Raw genomic sequence first — 20,235 nt, 5'->3', positions numbered from 1 at the left:
AATAATATTCGCTATACGTCATGGTTCTCCTGCTCATTTCGCAAAACTTTTGTCAACTTTTGTTGAAATCGATCACGATCATCATTATTCATCGCTTTAGGCCCTCTTGTTTTGCCACCGGTTCTACGTCGTTTGGCAAGCTCATGCCTTCGCTCCATCAAATAATCAATGTTATCGTTCGTATATTCTTCTCCTCGCGGAGACAATACGATTGCTCCTTTGCCGATTGCGACACATGCCAAGCCAAAATCCTGCGTTACGACAATATCCCCGCGTGCGATATGGTTTACGATGTACAGATCAACGGATTGATTACTACGATCGACCTGTACAATGTCTACACCCTGCTGCGGCTCTAGCCGATGGTCATGTGAAGCAACCATAAGCACAGGTACGGAGAAGGCTCTAGCCGTCTCACCTATTTCTGCTTTAACCGGGCATGCGTCCGCGTCGACCACAATGGTAGGCTTATCCATTCGAATAGGTAATCACCGCTCAACTCGTATTCTTTTCCTATACTATTATATACGGCATAACTGCAAAAAATCCTTCCGCAAGCTGTTACGGCACGCGTACATATTCCATAATCAAGCTTGCCGTTTCTTCGACAGCCCGATGCGACACGTCAATTACAACGCAACCAAGCTGCTTCATAATATTATCGGCATATAGCAGCTCTTTTTCAATACGGTCAGGCGTTGCGTAGGATGCAGTATTAGGAAGTCCGAGCGCTTTCAGTCGTTCCTTCCTAATCGTATTCAAGTAAGGAACCCCAATCGTTAGACCAATAACTTTACGCTTAGCGATTTTGAATAGCTCATCAGGCGGCTTGAGCTCCGGTACAAGCGGAACGTTGGCAACCTTGTATTTCTGATGAGCAAGATACATCGATAATGGAGTTTTCGATGTTCGCGACACGCCTACTAGTACAATATCTGCCTTCAGTACGCCAGATGTGTCTCTCGCATCGTCATACTTAACTGCGAACTCGACCGCTTCTACCTTCCGGAAGTAATCCGCATCAAGCACATGATTAAGTCCTGGCTCTTCACGAGATTTTCGGCCTGTTTTTAATTCAAGCGTTTCGATAAAGGATCCGAGCAGATCGATCGCTTTCACACGATGCTCATCGGCAAGTTTTCTCATGATGTCTCGTAGATGCGGAATAACGAGCGTAAAGATCACGATTGCATCGACTTCCTTGGCTTGCTGGATAATTCGCTTCAAGCCCGATTCCTCCGTAATAAACGGAGCTCTTCGTATTTCTGTATGAAGCGGGTGGAATTGCGCAATTGCCGCGCGAACGACAAGTTCACCCGTGTCACCAGCTGCATCAGATACGACATAGACGATTACTTCCGGATTTAAACGTGACATAACCCATCACTCTCCTAACGGCATCAATTACCAAACTAGCTTGGAGAAGTCTGCGACTACAGCAAGATCCTCTGCTATTCCAGCAAGTGTGGATAAGCGGTTATCTCGTATAGCCTCATCTGGCGCCATGACCATAACATTCTCGAAGTAGGTATGAATGTAAGGCTTCAAGGATGATAATGTGTGAACTGCTTTGGAAACATCACCAGTCTCAATCGCTTCCTTAAATACCGGACGCTGCTGCAGCCACTTCTCATACAATTCCGTCTCCACCGCTTCACTAAACAAAGCAGTATTAACGCTGGTAGAGCTCGCTTTGGAACCGAGATTGCTAACCCGGTTAAATTGTTCCACTACTAGTTTAAATTCACTGCGATCGTCACTAGCAGCAAGCTGCTGAATAACACCGGCCCGCTCAATCGTGGACTTTAAATCGACAAAGCCCGAAGCCATTACAGCATCAACGACATCATAGCGAACTCCTTGTTCAGAGAGCACGTTTTTGACGCGCAGTGCAAAGAAGTCTGATAGATCTTTACGAATATCATCGGCAGAACGTTTCAAACCGCGGCTTTCATGAACCGATATTGAAGCATCATAAAGGTCATTAAGCTGCAGCTTCAACCCATGCGATAAAATAATTTGTACAATACCCGCCGCTTGTCTGCGAAGCGCGTATGGATCTTGAGAACCAGTAGGAATGATTCCGATTGAGAAGCATCCTACAATCGTATCGATTTTATCTGCTAAGCTTACAATCGCTCCTATCAATTCAGAAGGGGCAAGATCGCCAGCAAAACGCGGCTGATAGTGTTCATTAATGGCTTTCGCCACGGATGGCTGCTCTCCTGCTTTGCGTGCATAATCTTCGCCCATAATGCCTTGAAGCTCTGGGAACTCATAGACCATTTGCGATACAAGGTCAAACTTGCAAATATCAGCCGAGCGGCTAATATCCTGTGACGTCTGCTCATCAAGCAGCAAATGTTGGCTCAATAAATCCGATGTGGCACGAATACGTCTCACTTTATCGGCGACTGAGCCGATTTCCTCATGGTAAACGATATTCTCAAGCTTCGAGAGTGCATGCTCAATCGTCAGCTTATGATCTTCCTCATAGAAAAACTTCGCATCGGATAGTCTTGCTCGAAGCACTTTCTCATTGCCCTTTGCTACAAGCTCAATCGATTTCAAATCACCGTTTCGAACAGTTACGAAAAACGGCTGAAGCTCGCCAGTCCCATTAAATACTGGGAAGTAACGCTGATGTTCGCGCATAGACGTAATCAGTACCTCTTGCGGGATATTCAAAAATGTCGGATCGAAGCCGCCGAACAGTACGTTTGGATACTCGACTAGGAACAAAACTTCTTCAAGAAGATCTTCCTTAATAGCAATTTCCCAGCCTTTTTCTTTGGCAAGCTGATCGATTTGTGCCACGATCAGCGCCTCGCGCTCACTTACGTCAGCAATAACATGCTGCTCGCGCAAACGCTCTACATACTGAGCCGGCTCTTGTACCGTCGTTTCTTCGCCTAAGAAGCGATGACCGCGCGTTATTTTCCCAGTCTGTACGCCAGTAATCTCGAATGGAATAACGTCTTGACCGAATAGAGCGACGATCCACCTTATTGGCCGAACAAACTTGAAATCATAGCTGCCCCAACGCATGTTTTTCGGGAAGGACATTGATGTAATTAACGAGAGCAACCCCTCTGGCAGAACAGCTGCTGTTTGTGTGCCAATACTGCTTTTCGTTGCGTATACATACTCCACGCCTGCCAGCTCTTGGAAGTAAAGCTGATCTGGCTCTACGCATTGACTGCGAGCAAAGCCAAGTGCAGCCTTACTCCAATTGCCTTGCTCATCCTGAGCGATTTTGCGCGATGGACCTTTAGCTTCCTCGTTCATATCCGTTTGCTTTTCGGCTACATCCGAAATAAGCACAGCTAGACGTCGAGGTGTCGCATATACATTCACGGTACCATGAGCAATGCGGGCATCCGCCAGCCATTTCACCGTTTTATCTTTAAGTTGATTAACAGCACCGCGTACAAAGCGTGCAGGAACCTCTTCAAGTCCAATCTCCAGCAACAAATCTCTAGTCATGCTGCTCCACTCCTTTCTTCAGCAAAGGGAATCCCAGACGTTCTCTTTCCTCATAATAAGTTGAGGCGACGGCACGCGCTAGATTTCTGACTCTTGTTATATAACCTGTTCTCTCCGTCACACTGATCGCGCCTCGTGCATCAAGCAAATTGAACGTGTGCGAACACTTCAACACATAGTCATAGGCCGGAAACACGAGATGATGTTCCATCGTTTTTTTCGCTTCTTCCTCGTACATATTGAACAAGGAAAACAACATGGCTGTATCCGAAGTTTCAAACGTATATTTGGAATGCTCATATTCCGGTTGTTTGAATACGTCACCGTAGGTCACGCCCTCAACCCATTCCAGATCAAATACATTTTCTTTCTCTTGGATATATGACGCAAGACGCTCCATGCCGTACGTAATCTCAACCGCTACTGGATTTGCGTCAATGCCGCCAACCTGCTGGAAATAAGTAAATTGTGTAATTTCCATGCCGTCCAGCCATACTTCCCAGCCTAATCCCCAAGCGCCAAGCGTTGGTGATTCCCAGTTGTCCTCAACAAAACGAATATCATGATCATTCGCGTCGATACCTAGCTGCTTCAAGCTATCCAAATATAGCTCTTGAATATTGTCTGGGGATGGCTTCAAAATGACTTGGAATTGGTGATGCTGGTACAGACGGTTCGGATTCTCACCATAACGGCCGTCTGCTGGACGACGTGAAGGCTCTACATAAGCTACATTCCACGGCTCAGGACCGATCGAGCGCAGGAACGTCATCGGGTTCATCGTACCCGCACCTTTTTCCACATCATAAGGCTGTACCAGTATACAGTTTTGATTCGCCCAGAACTGCTGCAGCGTTAATATCATTTTCTGAAAATTCATAACTGACCCTCTCCTTCATCCTCTGTTTTCCACCTGTAAAAGCGGAGCTGTGACTCCTGGCATCAGCGTTGAAACGCAAAAAACTCCCGTCTCTACGTCTGCTGCCAGACGTAGGGACGAGAGTTGTAATCCCGCGGTTCCACCCTACTTGGTTTACCCCTTACAGGCAAACCCTCTTTGTTCGATACGGCTCCGGAGTGCCTTTTCATCGAAATGTCTATCCAGGCTTTCACTCCCCCTGGCTCGCTATGCTAATCGACATTTAACGATTACTCTCTCCATCGTTGCCCAATATTCATATGGCATCATTTTATGCTTCTTTTTGGCAAATGTCAAACGAACACAGCAATTCCGCTATACGGCTAATGGGTTATGCGCCTTTCTTTGCAATAGGGCTGACAGACTGCTTGTTTAATATATCCTTCATTCCGGCATTGCCCATAAACAGAACGCAGACAAGAGCCAGCACCGCTGGAACTAGTGAGCACATAAAAGTGGCCGATACGGATTCAGATAACGCAGCTACAATTTTGTCCATCACAGCAGGAGGAATTTCTGCACGTTTCTCAGGTGATAGAAGCTCGCGAGCATTTTCTGTTAGTTGACCTGATCCTTCCCCTCCTGCAAAAGCGTCGGTCATCCCATTCGAGAAGTGGTTTCGCTGGATGATGCCAAAGATCGTAATACCGACTGTCATGCCGAGCGAACGAACAAATGACATCGTTGAGGTTGCACTTCCTCTTTGACGCATGTCGAAGCCATGAATTGAAGACATGCCGAGTACTGAGAAAGAGAAACCGATGCCAAAGCCTGTGAGAAACATATATAGCGATAACAGGAAACGCGTCGTTTCAGGCGTAATCGTCGATAACAGAAATATGCCAATTATAAAAATAACGGCAGATAATGTCATGACATTTCGGTAAGGCAGCTTATTCACCAGAATACCGCCTAACTGCGCAGCAAACACAGAGCCGAGAGTCATGGGCAAAAGCGTGAGGCCTGCACTTACTGCTGTACCTCCGAATACACCCTGTACGAACATTGGAATATAGAGCGCTGCAGTAATAAACGCTGCTCCGTAGAAAAGTCCTGCGCCTGTGCTTGATGCGAATAAGCGCTGCCTAAACATTTGGAAGGAAATAATCGGCTCTGAAGCTTTCGTTTCCACGAAAAGAAAAATGCCCAGCAGCACAGCAAAACCAGCAAACAGACCTATAATTTGCCCTGAGCTCCAAGCAAATTTCTCTCCTCCGAGCTCAAGCGCAAACATAAGGCAAATGATGGCACCAACAAGAGTAGCAGCTCCCCACCAGTCGATTTTTTGCTTGGAATGAGTGAGCGACTCTTTGTAATAAACCACGATAAGCGCTAATGCAGCCAAGCCAATAGGCACATTGATGTAGAAAATCCAGCGCCAGTTGATGTATTCAGTCAAATAAGCGCCTGCAAGCGGCCCGAATAGGCTGGATGTGCCGAACACAGCACCGAACAACCCCCCCATCTTTCCACGCTTCTCTGCTGGGAAGATGTCAAATACGATCGCGAAGGCAATTGGCATCATTGCACCGCCGCCTATGCCCTGAATGGCACGATAGATCGTAAGCTGAGTAATGGATTCAGCCGTTCCGCACAAAACAGACCCAATTAGAAACAATGAAATGCCTAATACAAAAAAACGTTTCCTGCCATACATATCTGACAGCTTGCCGAAAATCGGCATACCTGCCATTTCCGTAACTAGATAAGCAGAAGTCACCCAAACATATTTGTCCAAACCGCCTAGATCGGACACGATCGTGGCCATGGCTGTCGATACAATCGTATTATCAATTGACGCGACAAGTATGCCGAGCAACAGTCCAGCAACTACAAAACCGAGTTTGTTTTGCCCTATAGACATCAGTTCATTCCCTCCATTACATTACGATTCAAGGTGAAACGACTGTCGCCGTCCTCTGGCTACGCAGCGCGTTTCATTCCTAGAAATATAGAGAAAGGATGGCAAAATCATATCCTTTCCTATATTTCAAAATAACCAAACCTATCATAATGCATGGCCCAAAATTATGTAATCATGCAATAGGAGGATTGCTTTCTAAGCCTTGAGACGGATGAAATTCCATCAATGCCCAGTTGTACCGAATATAGCATTACATTAGCTTGTCCAGCTGATCTAAGAAGTTCCTCGACTTCAGTTGCAATCCAAGATGTGTATCCATCAGCTTACGCATAGACAGTTTGAGCTCAGCCTTGGTTTCGTCCTTAACCTGAATGGAGCCAAGCCTTCTCATATCCATTCTGCGGAACAAACGTAGCAGCTTGTATGCGCCTTCTCCAAGCAGTACAGCGTGCGGGTCTTTTCCCTTGCATCTTGAACACAGTACCCCGCCTGCATAAGGAGATAATGAAAAAGGACCTACAACATTTCCACAGCTTACGCATTCATCTAATTCAGGCGCGTAACCGGATAAATCCAGTATTCGCATCTCATAAAGATGCGTTACAATTTGCGCATCTTTCCCCTCTTTAAGCGCGGACAAGCAAGCTTTCAACTGTTCGAAATGGAAGCCCGTCGCTTCATCGTCCTGCAATGAGCGATCGGTCAGCTCCGCTACATACGAGGAATACGCTGCCAGATCCAGCTTTTCACGCAAAACATGGTGAGATTCTATAATCTCACCATGATTAAGCGTGCCAAGGCCGCTGCTGCGGAAATAAACGAACTCTCCATATGTAAACGGCTGTGCGAGCGAAGCATGTTTGCTCTTTACCTTCTTGGCACCTCGTATCAGCACGCCTGCTTTTCCATTGGATTTCGTGAGCAGTGTCACAATTTTGTTGCCTTCACCGTAATCCATACTTCGAATAACGATCCCCTCAACACGATGCAGCATAATGCAGACTCTCCCCTGAAAGCAGAAACGTAAGGCAAGCAGTCCCATGGCTGCTTTTCTTACGTTTCGCGGTTAGAAATGCGCTTATTAGCCTGAACCATCCACAGGCCAGCTTTCTCAGCGATCCCTCTATTCGTTATACAATCCATACTATTATGCCATTGATACTCTAGACCGAGTTGTCCTCCGTTTCAAGCCCGGCGAACTCATCATGCTCACTGGTCAGAGTATCAGAGCCGCCTTCTGCTCCAACTTGATTTACTTCTTTATATAGCATGAAAGATTCGACATCCCCGGTTAACGTAAAATACTTCCACGAAAAATTCCGCATACGTATTCATCCCTTTCCGTCCCCTGAAATGCTGCTTCAGACGTTAATAGGATGTGATAATCGCGGGCAGTCTATCCTTAACAAATTACGTCATATCTGACTAATCGTGTCTGTAGCCAAGGTCCTTCAGAACGCGCTCCTGATTGCGCCAATCTTTTTTCACCTTTACCCAAAGCTCGAGATAGATCCGTGAGCCGAGCAGCGCTTCAATGTCTTTCCGAGCCTGCTTTCCGACTTCTTTCAGCAGATCTCCTTTTTTGCCGATAATAATACCCTTCTGGGAATCTCGCTCGACAAAAATGACAGCACCGATATAGACAACGCCATTCTCTTTGACGCGCATGTCTTCAATGGTCACCGCAATGGAATGAGGGATTTCTTCCCTTGTCATATGCAAAATTTTCTCGCGGATTAGCTCGGAGCACACGAATTGCTCAGGATGATCCGTAATTTGATCTGCAGGATAATATTGCGGGCCTTCCGGCAAATAACGCGATAACTGCTCGAGCAAGGTTTCTACATTATTGCCCTTCAGCGCAGAGATCGGAATGATTTCGGCAAATTCATGCAGAGCGTTATATTGTGTAATCATCGGCAAAAGCTGCTCAGGCTCTATCTTGTCTATTTTGTTCATGACGAGGAATACAGGCGTCTTCACTTTTTTTAGCTGCTCGATAATGAATCGGTCACCGCCGCCAAGCCCCTCTGATGCGTCGATTAGGAATAAGGCTGCCTCAACCTCTCTAAGCGCACTCTCAGCTGTCTGCATCATATAATTACCCAGCTTGGATTCAGGCTTATGGATACCCGGCGTATCGAGAAATACAATTTGTGTGTCGTTAGTTGTGTATACGCCATGGATTTTGTTGCGCGTCGTTTGCGGCTTGTCCGACATAATTGCAATCTTCTGACCAATCAGATGGTTCATAAGCGTCGATTTGCCTACGTTCGGCCGTCCTATAATAGCTACGAAGCCCGATCGGAATTTTTTGCTGTCACGATCATTAGTTGTTTTTTGATTCATAAGTTTGTTTAACGCTCCCTGTTATCTAATGAAGCCGGTGTAAAGGCACCCGGCAATATGCCTGCTACTGTTGAAATCGTCCAATCACCCTTCAGATTGCCCATAATGACAGGCATTTCTGGTGCACAAAACTCAACCAATACCTGCCTACAAACACCGCATGGTGCAATCGGGCTATCCGTATTGCCAATCACAGCAATCGCCTGAAACTGACCTGGCCGCTTCCCGTCCGCAACAGCCCGAAACATCGCCGTGCGCTCTGCACAATTGGTTGGACTATATGCAGCGTTTTCGATATTGCAGCCATGATGAATTTGACCTTCATCGTCAAGCAGTGCTGCGCCAACCTGAAAGTTGGAATAGGGCACATAAGCGCGTGCCATAGCTTCTCTGGCAGCTGCCAGCAATGCTGTGTATGATTCCGATAAACCTTCGTAAACCATCCTGATCCACTCCGTTCCACTTATCCGGATCTTATCCCGTCAATAAACGCCATAAAGGCGGCCCAAGAATGAGCAGCCCGATAATGGCTGAAACCGCTGCGGCAAACAATACAGCCCCGGCAGCGACATCCTTAGCTGCTTTCGCAACCGGATGTATGCTTGGGCTTGCCAGATTAACCGCTTGTTCCACCGCTGTATTAATCATTTCCGCACTCATTACGATCGTGATTGCCAATAGAATAATTGCCCATTCCAATGGTTGAAGCGAAACGATAAAACTTAATCCGCAAACGATCAGTGCTGCAAATGCATGAAAACGCATATGGCTTTGCGTACGAAGCGCAAAGCCAATTCCAGAAACAGCAACTGCCACGCTTGCCGCGAATTTCCGCATTAACGAGTCAGACCTGCTTTTTGCAAGATCGCTTCCTGCTTCGCTGTCATCTCCGCTTCGGTCTCGTCATCCTGATGATCATAACCAATGAGATGCAGGAAGCCGTGTACGAAGAGAAATCCGATTTCTCGCTCCAAGGAATGTCCGTACTCCTCGCTTTGCACAACTGCTGTATCCACACTGATAATAATATCACCCAGCATACCTGATATCGGATCATCGTCCTCTTCATTGTCTACTTCAAAGATAATGTCAAGTTCATCAACACCGTCTTCTTGCATAGCGAAGGACAACACATCAGTCGGTCGGTCAATTCCGCGATAATCGCGGTTAAGCTGGTGAATCTCCTCATCATTCGTAAACGTTAATGAAACCTCTCCGCTGTCAATGCCCTCCGCTTCGCCTGCGAGCACTAGCAATTGCTCTAATTTCACGATCCAAGCTTCTGGGATTTCCTGTTTCTCCTGCTCATTGCTCCAATCCAGCTGCAAGCTCATTCTACGCGCTCCTTCGTTTTTACGTCTTCCGGATATTCAATCCGTGAATGAAATATGCCAACTACGCTTTCTTTGAGCGATTGTGCTATTTTATCAAGCTCTTTCAGCGTCAAATCACATTCATTATATTGATTGTCATCCAATCTACTTTTAATAATCTTGTTAATCATAGCTTCAACATGCTCCACCGTAGGGTTGCGCAAGCTTCGCACAGCTGCTTCCACACAGTCCGCAATTCCAACGACCGCAGCTTCCTTCGACTGCGCTTTAGGACCCGGATAACGGAACTCGTCCTCCGTAAGAGCAGGTTCCAATCCTTGCTCCTCAGCCTGCTTTATCGCCTTGTAGTAGAAGAACTTCAAAGAAGTCGTTCCGTGATGCTGTTCAGCGATATCGCGAATCGGTTTAGGAATGTTGTGACCTTTCAGCATATCAACTCCATCTCTTGCATGGGCAACGATAATTGACTTGCTCAGCTTCGGATCAATCGTGTCATGCGGATTTTCAATATTCGACTGATTCTCGATAAAATAGTTCGGCCGCTTCGTCTTCCCAATATCATGATAGAACGAGCCTACGCGGCACAGCAAACCGTCTGCACCGATCGCTTCAGCTGCCGCCTCAGACAAGTTGCCTACCATCACACTATGATGATAAGTGCCTGGCGTCTCTGTCAATAGCTTGCGCAGCAGCGGGTGGTTCGGGTTAGACAGCTCGACAAGCTTGAGCGCAGACAATATGCCGAACGTGATTTCGAAGAAAGGCATCAAGCCGATAACAAGAACGGCTGTAATTAATCCGCTCGCGAATGCGAAGGCGACAGAGTAGATGAATGGCCCCCGATCAAGCTGCTCGGAGAGAAGCAGAATAGTAAGCACGGAAAGGGAGCCGAACAAGCTGACCATGATGCCTGCTTTGAGAATGGTAGATCGCTGGCTTGCTCGATGGATGGAAAATATCGCAGCAAACGATACGACGATGATAACAAAGCCGAATTTAAAGTCGAATAGTTGTTGCTGTCCTGTATTTAATATGATACTGCCCATCACTGCAAAGATGATGGAACTTATCATAGCAAGATGCATATCGAGCAGCAGTGTAATTAGCATCGTACCAAGCGCCGCCGGAGCCAGATAGCCCGCATAAGGCGCAGCATCGGTTTGCGTCAGGGAAATAATCTGAATGGTGACAATATTGATTAGGAATATAAGCCAGAGCATCAACAAGGATGCGTTGTTGTATTTAGGCTTGATCCCGTTTATGCTTCCCGACTGATGCAAGAAAGCATACAAGACGACGATAAACATCAATGACATCATCAATAAGCCTAGCTGCGGCCAGTAGTTCTTCTTATCTTGAAGCAGCGAAGAATCAACTAGCAGCTTATACAAATCGGGCGTAATCGTCTGACCGCGCTTCACGATAAGCTCGCCTTCTTTAATAACGACTGGAGGCGTATTCTGCTTCGCCTGAACCTTCGCCTCGTCCGTCGCAGCCTTGTCTAGAAATTTGTTCGGCATAACGACAAATCTAGCAAGCTCCTGTACAATTTCCCTGCTCGTCCTGCTCGACAGCGAGCTGGCATTCACAAGCTCAGCTACCTGTGTTCGAGCCGTTTCGGCTTCCCTTAGCTGCTCTCCCGTAAGCTTACGTACAATATCCCGAGCTACATTACGCATCTCGGTTAGCGTTTCGGCTTTGAGGTTCGGCATCTTGTAAAACGTTTCTTCTGGTATCGTATACTGCTGTTCCTTCGCAACGAGCGACATTTCTTCAAGCAGCGTATCGTTATAAGTGCCTCTACCTTTGTTCAGTTTAACGAAGGAATCAATATATTCTGAATAGCGTCCTGGTATCTCATTACGATAAATGTCGATCTTATTCTGCAGTGTAACTTGATCGTCTAAATTCAATTGCTCAATACGGACAAAAATTTGATCGATCAGCACTTCGTTTCTAAGCGGTACAATCGAATAAATAACATCGACCTTCTCGGCAGCATCCTCTTCGGCTTGCCGCGTCGCCTTCTCGTCCTTTATTTGGAAGGGCGCTTTAATATCCTTCTCACTTACTGCGCCCTCCTGAATATCATACGTTTCTGGCACGAGATGCGAAGACAAGCTAAAGTAGAAGAGCAGCACAAACATCAACATCAGCAACCAGCGAACGGCTGCACTCTGCTTCCAGCCCGCCATTTTGGTCGGACGCAAGTCCCCCTGTTTTCCGGTCTGATTTTGGTTCTGGTTCATGCAGCAGACATCCCTTTCTAGGCTTTGTTTTCAGCATCCCAGTTGTAGGCAACGATAATTTTCTGAACCAAAGAATGACGCACAACGTCTTGCTCTGAGAAAAGGATAATCCCGATTTCCTCTATATTTTTCAGAATACGCTGCGCTTCGATTAAACCTGAGTTTTTGCCTCTTGGCAAATCGATCTGCGTAACGTCGCCTGTTATGACCATCTTGGATCCGAAACCAAGTCTCGTCAGAAACATCTTCATTTGCTCGGGAGTCGTATTCTGTGCCTCATCCAAAATAATAAATGCATCGTCAAGCGTTCTGCCGCGCATATAAGCCAGCGGTGCGATTTCGATCATGCCGCGTTCTAGCGCTTTAACCGTCTGATCCGGGCCCAGCACATCATGCAGTGCATCATAAAGCGGTCTGAGATAAGGATCTACCTTCTCCTGCAAATCCCCTGGCAGAAAGCCCAGATTTTCCCCCGCTTCAACAGCCGGTCTCGTTAGTACTATTCTCTTAACCGATCCTTCTTTCAAAGCTGCAACTGCGAGCACAACAGCCAAATACGTTTTGCCTGTCCCTGCCGGACCTATTCCGAATACAATATCCTTCTTACGAATCGTCTTCACATAGTGGCGTTGACCTATCGTTTTGACGCGAATCGGCTTTCCGCGAAAGGTTGTCGTAATTTCTTTCTTAAATAAATCAAGCAGTTCTTCCGCCTGCATCGTTCTTGCGAGCTCCAAAGCATAGGAAACGTCACGCTCAGAAGGCTGATATCCGCCTCTTACAAGCTGCAATAGAACGTTGAACAGCTGATCCAGCGAATCAACCTCTTCTATGGGACCAGAAATAACAATTTCGGCCTCGCGTGATGAAATCGAAGATTCGACCTGCGCTTCTACAAGGCGCAAATAATTATCCTGTGGTCCAAAGACGGCAAGTCCCTCCGCTGCGTTACCGAGCGGTATTTTGACTACTTTCGTTTCTATTTGCAACAATCCTCATTCTCCCTGCATCTGGACTAATAGCATTTCTTTAACGATAGATTGCTCGACCTCAAAAAGAACTTTCATATAAACTTTACCATTGTCCGCCTTTTCATGCAAAACAATTTCATCTCGAATGACCGCATCTCCGCCCGCTTTGATGAGAACGTCGGCTTTCGCCTGCAATATGCCTGCACTCTTTGCTTCCGCCTCCGTCAGCGCTCTCTTCTCCAGCCGAGTCTCCATAACGCTCACTTTCATTCTGCCAATCGGCAGCGTCCAATTGCGCCATGCTATTTTTTGCTCGCTGTGAATGGCCTCTGAGGTGCTATATTCATTTTTACCGTAACCGCTTAGCTGCAGCGCCCTTGAGCCGAATACGGCGAACCATTTCGTCTTCTTCTCACCGGTGTAGACCTTTATCTGTTGTACAAGCGGCGAAGCAATCTCAAACTCATACCAGACAAGGCCGCGGACGTTTCCTTTAGCCACAACTGTACGCGAGTTTTCATCGCCGCCAATCGTACCGGAAATCAATATTTGATCCTTTTTCACACGCGTATTTTTCCTTACAACCGGGCGGCCAGCTTCAGCAATAATTTCAGTGACCACGGCATCGGCAGAAGCAACCAAGTGTCTTGGCGTATGAAGAGCTGTTTCCTGGGGCAGAGTCGACTCCACCACTTGGATAATGACCTTCGTCCCCTTCTTTTCTACGCCAACCCATGTGGAACCCGGGAGCTTGCGCACAAGCTGCTTAGACAGCACGTCCGCATCTGTAAGACGGAATGACCATTGCAGCGGATACAAACCTTCCTCTTTCGCTGCGAGCCTGATCTGGTCCTCTGAGAGCTTTACGTTGCCTTTTACATCAATGCTCCACACTAAGGATGACAACATGAATATGATGGCGAAGAACAAGACGATGCCGCCAGCAAACAGCTTCCTGCGTTCTGCCTTTACAAGTAAGAACGGCAGTCCTTTGCGCTTAGTCACATGCGCCCTGCAGCCTGTCTCCTTCAAAAACGGACGAAGAGCGAAATAATCGCTTACCGACAGCTCGAACTCAAGCAAGCCGCTGCTTGTCCAACGTATAGTAGACAACTGCAGCCCTCCTGCTAGCGCTCGGTTGACGAGCTCCTCCGGTTGTCCTTTTCTGATATGAACGGTAACCATGCCCTTTAGCCAATCCGCTCCCTGTCTGCTCAATGCATTCCCCTCCATCACGTTATGCTGTAATTAAAATAATAAATTGAACATTTATGTTATGGTATAAGCTGAATATTCGTAATTTGACCTTCAATGAACACTTCCTCTGTCCATATCGTGCGAATAACTAAAGAGCTTCCCGTCACTTCAAGCTCTCCTTTGCTTAAAGCCAGACGAAGACGTTCACTGGAGAAATGAACAACGCCACGATGGTTCTCAATGTATAGCTGACAGTCTCCGATCATGGTGAGACGAGGCAAATCAAAAACGACATCATGCGGCATATCAAGCAGCTCTGCTGTCACTTTGCGAAATTTCCTTTTTATACGGCGCATGTACGAATCTTAGCCTCCTTAAAGGTTTGTGGAACAAACCTACTTCGTAAGCGATACCTTAAAGGTTTGTAGAACAAACCTTCTTCGTTATTGTTTGTTGCACAGAGGAGTAGCGTTTTTCGTGTACTGTACCAAACTATGCGGTTATTGCTGTAATTATGGCTGTATCCAAAAAAAACCGCCGAAGCATAACGCTTCGGCGGTTCATTTGTTATTTTCGAAAAGGGCGCTTGGAACGAGGAGGGCCTAATATCTCAGCCCATATGACCGCTCGCTTCAAATCTTCCGAACGACTAGGCGCTGATATAGCACTCTGCCCTGCATATTTGCGTTCTGCTGACGCAGAAGCTTTCTCTTTGTTATTCGCAGCACGCTGCAGCACCCTCTGTACAGACGCGATTTGAGACGTCTCAGCGGTTAACTCTTGCTCACGTGCTGCAAATGCAGGCTGATCATTTTCTTCGCGCCTGCTCTGCGACTGGGAACGATAAACGGTCTGTCCAGAAGAAGCACTTGGAACCTGTTGCTCTTCCTCATGGCTGCCGCGTTCTTGCTGATTAGACGGCCGTTGTACACCGCCGCCTCCAAAGTCCGGCATACGGCCGGGTTTTTTCTTCTTGCCCGATTTGCCGAACACCGAAGCCAAAGCCCCAAAAATAATGACAACGATAAATATGTTATTCATCAAAAACTCAATTAATTTCATGACGCCTTCACCTCCGCGACACTTACAAGCTCATGGATGACATCTGTTAAACGTTATGATTAACGGCCGTCTTTCGGATCAGCAGGACCTTCCTGCTTGCCAATCGAGCTGCGCATCTGGGTATCCGCCTCTACGTTTTTCAGGTTCAAATAATCCATTACGCCGATTTTACCGCTTCTAAGCGCTTCAGCCATTGCAAGCGGAACCTGCGATTCTGATTCTACGACACGCGCTTCCATCTCAACAACTTTAGCTTTCATTTCCTGCTCTTGAGCAACTGCCATTGCACGGCGCTCTTCCGCTTTGGCTTGTGCAATCTTTTTATCAGCCTCAGCCTGCTCTGTTTGCAGATGTGCGCCAATGTTTTTACCTACATCTACATCCGCAATATCAATGGATAGAATTTCGAAAGCCGTTCCAGCATCAAGGCCTTTGCCCAGCACTGTACGAGAGATCATATCCGGATTCTCAAGAACGTCCTTATGAGAATTAGCCGAACCGACTGTCGTAACAATCCCCTCGCCGACACGCGCAATGATCGTTTCTTCACCCGCGCCCCCGACAAGTCTGTCAATGTTAGCGCGAACAGTAACACGTGCCTTAACCTTAACCTCGATACCGTCCTTAGCGACAGCAGCTACAGTTGGTGTTTCGATTACACGTGGGTTAACGCTCATTTGTACAGCCTGCAATACATCACGCCCAGCGAGATCAATAGCTGCTGCTCTCTCGAAAATAAGCGGAATATTGGCACGCTGAGCAGCAATCAACGCATTCACGACGCGGTCAACATTACCGCCTGCCAAGAAATGGCTTTCTAGCTGATTAATGTTAAGGCCTAATCCCGCTTTTGTTGCTTTGATCAACGGATTTACGATTCTGCTCGGGACAACCCGACGCAAACGCATCGCAACGAGCGTAATAATTCCGACTCTCACGCCCGACGCCAATGCCGAAATCCACAGCATGATTGGGAAGAAGCTGAGGAATACAGACAATACAATAATGACTACGACAGCTAAGATCAAGAATGATACGATTGGATCCATAGATTCTAACCTCCAGATGTTTTATTTATTTAGCTACTTCTTTAACCACAACCCAAGTTCCCTCTGCTTTGATAACCGTTACGGCTCGGTTCGAATCAACAAACTCACCTGAAGTAACAACATCGATGCGTTTATCACCAACCAGCACGGTACCAGCAGGCCTTAGCGGTGTAATAGTCACCCCTTCAAGACCAAGCAATGACTCTTTCAGATCCGCTGAGATATAGCCTTCCTCAGAAGTGAGCTTATCGCGCAGAATGAATTTGTTCCATATGCCTCTTGATTTGTTCATCCTTACGAATATAACAATAACAATAATCGCTCCGACAAGGGCAATCACGATGGAGATAAACGCTGTCATCGGATCAGATGCGGCCGTGACAACACCGGCTACTAACGCGGCGCTTCCAAGAATGCCGAGTATTCCGAAGCTTGGAACGAATACTTCTATGATGAGCAGCGCAATCCCTATAACAAACAATACAACCGATTCCATTCCAGCAAAACCGGCTACGTAGTGACCGAAGAAATATAAGCTAAACGATAATATGCCGACGATGCCTGGAGCACCGAAGCCTGGCACAAGCATCTCGATGACGATACCTGCAATTCCAAGGATGAGCAGTACCGTCATGACAACGGGATTAATGAGCCATCTAGCCGCATTCTCCGCCAAAGAAGGAACGACCTCGATTTGCGTGCGGCTGCCGAGCCCCAGCCAATCCGCTACCTCAGTAACGTTTGCCGCTGTATGCTCCGAGTAACCTAACTTCTCAGCCTCCGATGCAGAGAGGGTAAGGATTTCGCCTTGTTCTTTGTTTCTGCCGATCTTGTCCTGAAGATTTAACACGACATTCGGATCAACCATCGCAGCTGCAATGTTTTTATCTCGTCCCTGCAAGCTTGCAGATTCGCTCATCTCTGAGATCCAGAAGGACACTGTTTTAGGATTATCGATCAACTCGCCCGAGCCGTCCACGACGGCTGCTGCACCAATCGTGCTCCCTGGTTGCATCACGATATTATCCGCATTGAGGGCAATATAAGTACCAGCGGAAACAGCCTTGCCTTCAACGAATGCCGTTGTTGGAATTGGATTACCCCGTATAAAATGGCCAATCTCCTCTGCGTTGACAACTTTTCCTCCAAGCGTATTTACAACAAGAATAACATGCTCAGCTTTTGCCTCTTCCGCTTCTTTGTATGCCCGCTCTAGGAACGATTGAAGTCCCGACTCTACGGATTGCTTGACGGGAATGACATACACGGCTGGACCTGCTTCATCAGCAGCCTGCACAATCTTCGCAGGTGTGAAGAATAATGCTGCAAGCGTAGCCAATAGTATAGCTGCCAATAGAGCAGCAGGAGTGGCGGATAAGCCTCTTCGCCTTCGGTATGTGTACAAGAAGGTTCCTCCCTTTTCAAGTATTGTGCTCCCTACTACGTGCAAACAACCAAATGGTTTCATAATCATGGAACGTTAATACTTCCATTATCGCTTTCTTCATACAAAAAAACACCCCCTTGTGAGGGGTGTTTTGTGAGTCCGTATGTTTCAGTTAGTTGAGATGTTGCTGTACGAGCTGATTTACTAGTTTACCGTCAGCGCGTCCTTTTGTTTTAGGCAAAAGGGCACTCATAACTTTTCCCATATCGGCTTTGGAAGAAGCACCGAGTTCATGGATGGTCTGCGTTACTATCTCTTGAATCTCTTCTTCAGTCAGCTGTTCGGGAAGGTATTGACTAATAATTTCAATTTCGACCACAAGACCCGCTACTAAATCATCACGGCTGGCTTTTTTAAATTCTTGGAGGGAATCTTTACGTTGTTTGATTTCACGACTCAATATATCAAGCACTTCGTTATCGTCCAAAGGACGCTTGAGATCGATTTCCAAGTTTTTCACTGACGCGCGCATCATACGAATTACGGAAAGCTTAAACTTGTCCTGATTCTTCATGGCTTGCTTCATATCGTCGGTCAATCTTTCGCTCAGGTTCATTATGGAAGGATCCTCCTAAAACTTTCTCTTGCGCGCAGCCTCAGACTTCTTCTTGCGCTTTACACTTGGCTTTTCATAATGCTTGCGTTTTTTCACCTCAGCTAGAACACCATCTTTAGCGATGGAACGTTTAAAGCGGCGAAGCGCAGCATCAATAGTTTCGTTTTTGCGAACTTTAGTTTCAGACACCAGTTTTCCCTCCCTCCGAAACAGACCGTCCAGAGCTATAACACGGTTTATCAAATTTCATTATATGTCATACCAAAAGGCAGTGTCAACTTTAGATATTTGCCAATAGCGGAGAAAGTTTTGTTCCCCCTAATAGATGGATATGCAAGTGGTAAACAACCTGTCCTCCATCGGCATTTACATTGTTGACTAGGCGATAGCCAGACTCCGCGATCCCTTGCTCTTTGGCGATCTGGCGAGCTACGGCAAACAGTTCTGCAACGACCTCTGCGTCTGCATCGGTCACATCATTCATCGTAGCGATATGTTTTTTCGGAATGATCAGAATATGTACGGGAGCAGCTGGCTGTATGTCGTGGAAAGCGACAATTCTGTCATTCTCGAAAACTTTCTTCGACGGAATGGTACCTTCGATTATTTTGCAAAAAAGACAGTCCATATGATTCACCCCCTGTTCACTATCCTTCTCTTATCATACCTAAATTTCGAATGCTCGTCCAATCTTAATGAATCGAAGCGGAAGAAACCAGTATTCCTCCCGCCCTAATCGATATCATAATCAATAAAACGGCAATAATGACAAACCGAGCAGCGCACCAAGCGGAAAAATTTGACGAATGAAACGTCTGCGCGGGTAATACGGATAAGGATAAATCGGATATCCAAGCGGCGGATAAGGCAGAAATGCACGGTTATCCCATTCGTTGGAGCCGCAAGGCACTGCAATGCATAGAACCTCATCATCCATGTATTCTAGCATTCCATCAGCGCACCAGCCATCATGCGTATGAGCCAGAACGTAACGATGCTTATGCTCCTCGCACCATTGCTTCATTTGATCAAAATCAACTAAAGTATGTTCCATTATGTCAGCCTCCTGTTCGTTCATCATATTCACAGGTAGGCAATTGGCTACACTTCGCACGTATGATAATCCGAATTCCTTCTAAGCTGCCGGCTTTGCTGCCTGCTCTGTCATCACTTTCTGAGCCTGCGAAACGAGCTCCATCCAATCAAGGCCGCTGGCCAATCGAATAATCGCAATTCTCGTCTCGCCGACGGCTGCATTGAATTGGCCAATAATGCCGCTCAGCGCTTCAAAGGAGCCTTTGAGCTCCGTAAGATAGGCTGCATCACTTGCATTCAAAGCCCCTTCATACTGACCTATGTCCAGCAGACCCTTCTCCACATTCGAAACATAGCTTGCTGGGATCTCGGTGTTCCATTCTTCTCCTGCACCTGCAATCCCCGCCGCTTCTGCTGTAAGCTCCGCCAACCCGCTTCCCTTCGCTGACAATTTGCCAGCGCTGAACGCCAAAGCAAGTCTCTCTTCCACGGATTTGCTTTGAAGAAGTCCATCCAGCAAAGGAATCATTTCCGAGGCATATTGCTGAGACGATACGGCCGCTTTAAATATCCGTTGACCGATTGCATGATTGTTCTCCTGTTTGTGCTGTAGAAATTGCGAGTACAGAAAAACATTCCCGATTAAACTAAAGACGAGTATAACAAGCGTTATGGGCAATGCCAGTGAGCGTTTGCCCGTTTTCTGTTGTTCCACTT

General features: G+C 46.8%; 23 protein-coding genes. All 23 read right to left on the bottom strand.

All coding sequences use genetic code 11. From position 1 onward, the window contains the following. Window positions 1-11: 11 nt before the first annotated feature. On the bottom strand, window positions 12-476 hold the full coding sequence (locus FGT79_RS13660) for a YaiI/YqxD family protein (RefSeq protein WP_138753353.1): 465 nt from the start codon (window positions 474-476) through the stop codon (window positions 12-14). An 85-nt stretch (window positions 477-561) separates the two neighbouring features. Beyond that, the gene (locus FGT79_RS13655) at window positions 562-1,377 is read right to left on the bottom strand and encodes a pyruvate, water dikinase regulatory protein (protein ID WP_138753352.1); all 816 of its coding nucleotides are present in this window, start codon (window positions 1,375-1,377) and stop codon (window positions 562-564) included. 27 nt (window positions 1,378-1,404) lie between these two features. Continuing rightward, window positions 1,405-3,486: a glycine--tRNA ligase subunit beta gene (gene glyS / locus FGT79_RS13650; RefSeq protein WP_138753351.1), complete on the bottom strand. Its 2,082-nt coding sequence runs from the start codon at window positions 3,484-3,486 to the stop codon at window positions 1,405-1,407. After that, window positions 3,479-4,366 carry a glycine--tRNA ligase subunit alpha gene (glyQ, locus tag FGT79_RS13645; RefSeq protein WP_138753350.1) on the bottom strand — a complete coding sequence of 296 codons (888 nt, stop codon included), beginning with the start codon at window positions 4,364-4,366 and terminating at the stop codon, window positions 3,479-3,481. The genes glyS and glyQ overlap by 8 nt, the downstream gene beginning before the upstream one ends. Before the next feature lie 370 nt (window positions 4,367-4,736). Beyond that, window positions 4,737-6,269: an MDR family MFS transporter gene (locus FGT79_RS13640; protein WP_138753349.1), complete on the bottom strand. Its 1,533-nt coding sequence runs from the start codon at window positions 6,267-6,269 to the stop codon at window positions 4,737-4,739. Window positions 6,270-6,519: 250 nt separating this feature from the next. Then, window positions 6,520-7,263 carry a DNA repair protein RecO gene (gene recO / locus FGT79_RS13635; RefSeq protein WP_138753348.1) on the bottom strand — a complete coding sequence of 248 codons (744 nt, stop codon included), beginning with the start codon at window positions 7,261-7,263 and terminating at the stop codon, window positions 6,520-6,522. 169 nt (window positions 7,264-7,432) lie between these two features. After that, window positions 7,433-7,594 (bottom strand): YqzL family protein, encoded by a 162-nt coding sequence (locus tag FGT79_RS13630; protein ID WP_138753347.1) that lies wholly within the window; start codon window positions 7,592-7,594, stop codon window positions 7,433-7,435. 100 nt (window positions 7,595-7,694) lie between these two features. Further along, complete coding sequence (era, locus tag FGT79_RS13625; RefSeq protein WP_138753346.1) at window positions 7,695-8,618, bottom strand: GTPase Era; 924 nt, start codon at window positions 8,616-8,618, stop codon at window positions 7,695-7,697. Between the two features lie 8 nt (window positions 8,619-8,626). Next, complete coding sequence (locus tag FGT79_RS13620; RefSeq protein ID WP_138753345.1) at window positions 8,627-9,061, bottom strand: cytidine deaminase; 435 nt, start codon at window positions 9,059-9,061, stop codon at window positions 8,627-8,629. Between the two features lie 31 nt (window positions 9,062-9,092). Next, a complete protein-coding gene (locus FGT79_RS13615) occupies window positions 9,093-9,455 on the bottom strand; it encodes a diacylglycerol kinase family protein (protein WP_138753344.1) in 363 nt (120 codons plus the stop codon). Then, window positions 9,455-9,952, bottom strand: a complete 498-nt coding sequence (gene ybeY / locus FGT79_RS13610; RefSeq protein WP_138753343.1) for an rRNA maturation RNase YbeY — start codon at window positions 9,950-9,952, stop codon at window positions 9,455-9,457. Before ybeY ends, FGT79_RS13615 begins: the two co-directional genes overlap by 1 nt. Then, entirely contained in the window at window positions 9,949-12,201 is a 2,253-nt protein-coding gene (locus FGT79_RS13605) for an HD family phosphohydrolase (protein ID WP_138753342.1), read from the bottom strand. The genes ybeY and FGT79_RS13605 overlap by 4 nt, the downstream gene beginning before the upstream one ends. A gap of 17 nt (window positions 12,202-12,218) precedes the next feature. Further along, window positions 12,219-13,190 (bottom strand): PhoH family protein, encoded by a 972-nt coding sequence (locus FGT79_RS13600; protein WP_138753634.1) that lies wholly within the window; start codon window positions 13,188-13,190, stop codon window positions 12,219-12,221. A gap of 6 nt (window positions 13,191-13,196) precedes the next feature. Then, window positions 13,197-14,390: a sporulation protein YqfD gene (yqfD, locus tag FGT79_RS13595; protein ID WP_246096423.1), complete on the bottom strand. Its 1,194-nt coding sequence runs from the start codon at window positions 14,388-14,390 to the stop codon at window positions 13,197-13,199. A 56-nt stretch (window positions 14,391-14,446) separates the two neighbouring features. Next, window positions 14,447-14,725: a sporulation protein YqfC gene (gene yqfC / locus FGT79_RS13590; RefSeq protein ID WP_138753340.1), complete on the bottom strand. Its 279-nt coding sequence runs from the start codon at window positions 14,723-14,725 to the stop codon at window positions 14,447-14,449. Between the two features lie 211 nt (window positions 14,726-14,936). Then, entirely contained in the window at window positions 14,937-15,431 is a 495-nt protein-coding gene (locus tag FGT79_RS13585; protein WP_138753339.1) for a hypothetical protein, read from the bottom strand. 59 nt (window positions 15,432-15,490) lie between these two features. Beyond that, entirely contained in the window at window positions 15,491-16,480 is a 990-nt protein-coding gene (gene floA, locus FGT79_RS13580; protein WP_138753338.1) for a flotillin-like protein FloA, read from the bottom strand. A 25-nt stretch (window positions 16,481-16,505) separates the two neighbouring features. Then, window positions 16,506-17,885, bottom strand: coding sequence for an NfeD family protein (locus tag FGT79_RS13575; protein ID WP_246096422.1), 1,380 nt, complete (start codon window positions 17,883-17,885; stop codon window positions 16,506-16,508). A 154-nt stretch (window positions 17,886-18,039) separates the two neighbouring features. Beyond that, the gene (locus FGT79_RS13570; protein ID WP_076266886.1) at window positions 18,040-18,483 is read right to left on the bottom strand and encodes a GatB/YqeY domain-containing protein; all 444 of its coding nucleotides are present in this window, start codon (window positions 18,481-18,483) and stop codon (window positions 18,040-18,042) included. 15 nt (window positions 18,484-18,498) lie between these two features. Next, complete coding sequence (rpsU, locus tag FGT79_RS13565) at window positions 18,499-18,672, bottom strand: 30S ribosomal protein S21 (protein ID WP_005547957.1); 174 nt, start codon at window positions 18,670-18,672, stop codon at window positions 18,499-18,501. A 91-nt stretch (window positions 18,673-18,763) separates the two neighbouring features. Continuing rightward, window positions 18,764-19,111, bottom strand: a complete 348-nt coding sequence (locus FGT79_RS13560) for a histidine triad nucleotide-binding protein (protein WP_138753337.1) — start codon at window positions 19,109-19,111, stop codon at window positions 18,764-18,766. 120 nt (window positions 19,112-19,231) lie between these two features. Continuing rightward, on the bottom strand, window positions 19,232-19,537 hold the full coding sequence (locus FGT79_RS13555; RefSeq protein ID WP_246096420.1) for a hypothetical protein: 306 nt from the start codon (window positions 19,535-19,537) through the stop codon (window positions 19,232-19,234). A gap of 81 nt (window positions 19,538-19,618) precedes the next feature. Further along, a complete protein-coding gene (locus FGT79_RS13550) occupies window positions 19,619-20,233 on the bottom strand; it encodes a hypothetical protein (protein ID WP_138753336.1) in 615 nt (204 codons plus the stop codon). Window positions 20,234-20,235: the final 2 nt, after the last annotated feature.

The organism is Paenibacillus sinopodophylli (assembly GCF_005930355.1).
GTDB classification, from domain to species: Bacteria; Bacillota; Bacilli; order Paenibacillales; family Paenibacillaceae; genus Pristimantibacillus; species Pristimantibacillus sinopodophylli.
The sequence above is the reverse complement of the archived record's forward strand: the minus strand, read 5'-3'. Positions and strand labels throughout refer to the sequence as shown.